Source organism: Acidipropionibacterium timonense, from assembly GCF_900605005.1.
Lineage (GTDB): Bacteria > Actinomycetota > Actinomycetes > Propionibacteriales > Propionibacteriaceae > Cutibacterium > Cutibacterium timonense.
This window is the reverse complement of sequence record NZ_LR027570.1, coordinates 1-1,660: the sequence shown is the minus strand read 5'-3', so window position 1 is coordinate 1,660 and position 1,660 is coordinate 1. Positions and strand designations below refer to the sequence as shown.

The following is a 1,660-nucleotide window of genomic DNA, read 5'->3' as shown; positions in this document are numbered from 1 at the left end:
GACCGAGGGTTCCGGGCGGGGCGCCGGGGAGGGGGCAAGTCGGTCGGTGGCGCCACGGCGGCGTCCGGCGGGCCGGATGACGAGCACCATGGCCGCGAGGATGGTGAGGGCACCGAAGACCATCTGACCGGTGACGACCTCTCCGGCGATGCCGACGGCGAAGGCGGCCCCCCACAACGGCTCGGTGCACATGACGACGGCCGAGCGGGTGGCGTCGACCCGGGTCTGGGCCCAGCTCTGCAGGAGGATCGTCAGGGTGCCGCAGACGATGCCGAGGTAGCACACCGCCGTCCAGTCGCTCACCGTGGTGGGGGCGACGATGCCGCCGGGGGCGGCGAAGAGGGTGCACACGAGGGTGACCGTGAGGGTCTGGTACAGACCCAGGGAGATGACGTTGTTCGGCGTCGCGACCTTGCCGGTGAGGAGGATGTGGCCGGCGAAGACGACGGCCGAGGCGAAGGTGAGCAGTTCACCGATGCCGATGCCCGAACCGAGGGAGGCCGGGTTGAGAGCCAGTGACCCCAGTCCGATGGTGGCCAGGGCGACGGCGATCCACACCTGACGGTTGACCTTCTTGCCGAGGAAGAGGGCCGCCAGCAGTGGGGTGACGACGACGTACAGGCCGGCGATGAAGCCGTTGACCGCAGCGCTGGTGCGCTCGAGGCCGAGGGCCTGGAGGAGCTGTCCGGCGCTGAACAACAGGCCGAGGACGACCCCCTTGGCGATGGTGCTGCGCGAGGCCTTCCACGCCTTGGGGAAGAACACCCCGAAGGTGATGGCCGAGACGAGGTACCGGTCGACGAGGAGGGATGCCGGGTCCATGCGGGCATAGGCGCCCTTCATGACGACCAGGGTTGACCCCCAGAGGATCGCCATGAGCAGGAGGGCGGCGTACGCCAAGCGCGATGAACGGAATCCAACCACGAGACCATGGTAGGCCACAAAATCTTTGCTCTGCAAGTCTCGTGACGATGGATTCTGTTGTCCATCAGCCGTTCAAGCCCATGAAACCTTCTGGATGTCTCGTCGTACCGCAGAACTTGTGTCACCTCGACCCATGGATGTGACATTCCGCACAGATGCAGTGGTGTGCGCCGAGAGGACGGCCGCCGCCCCGTCCTGCCGGTGCGAGACCGCCAGTCGGTGTCCCAGGAGGGCGAGCACCACTGCCAGGGCCACGATGACGAGGATGAGGAGGGCCCCGCGTCGCCGCCGGTGAACCGGGTCCTGGGCCAGGCGGCTCGCGGTCTGGGGATGTGCCGGACCCGGGATGCGAGCAGTCTGCGGCCGGGTTGAGCCCGGCTGCCCACCTGCGCTCTGCCGTCGACCGACGGTGGGCCCGGGAACCGAGCCGCGGGGGACGGACGCCGGCGCCCAGCCGCGGGCTCGCGCGGTCCCGGACGAGCGGGTCGTCCGGACCCGGTCGACCGGGCGGGGTGCCGGCCAGCGCGGCTCCGTGCCGGCCATGGTCGCACTGCCCCGCAGGGGGTGGCTCTCGTGCCGATGTGCGGGGAGGGGCCGGCTCGTCGGGTCGGGCGGGGTCGGTTGATGGATCGGCCGGGACGGGTTCGTCCGGGCGGCGGGGATCACCCGGCCGGACGGCTCCCGGGGCCAGCTGTCGTCGGTGTCATCGGTCGCCCCGGTCCGGGGCGCGCCGCCC

At 70.7% G+C, this 1,660-nt stretch carries 1 protein-coding gene; it reads right to left on the bottom strand.

The genetic code is table 11. The features are described 5' to 3' along the window. Nucleotides 1-924: DMT family transporter (locus E0E30_RS13210; protein WP_130866943.1), on the bottom strand; the 924-nt coding region annotated here is incomplete at its 3' end. Between the last annotated feature and the right edge of the window lie 736 nt (nucleotides 925-1,660).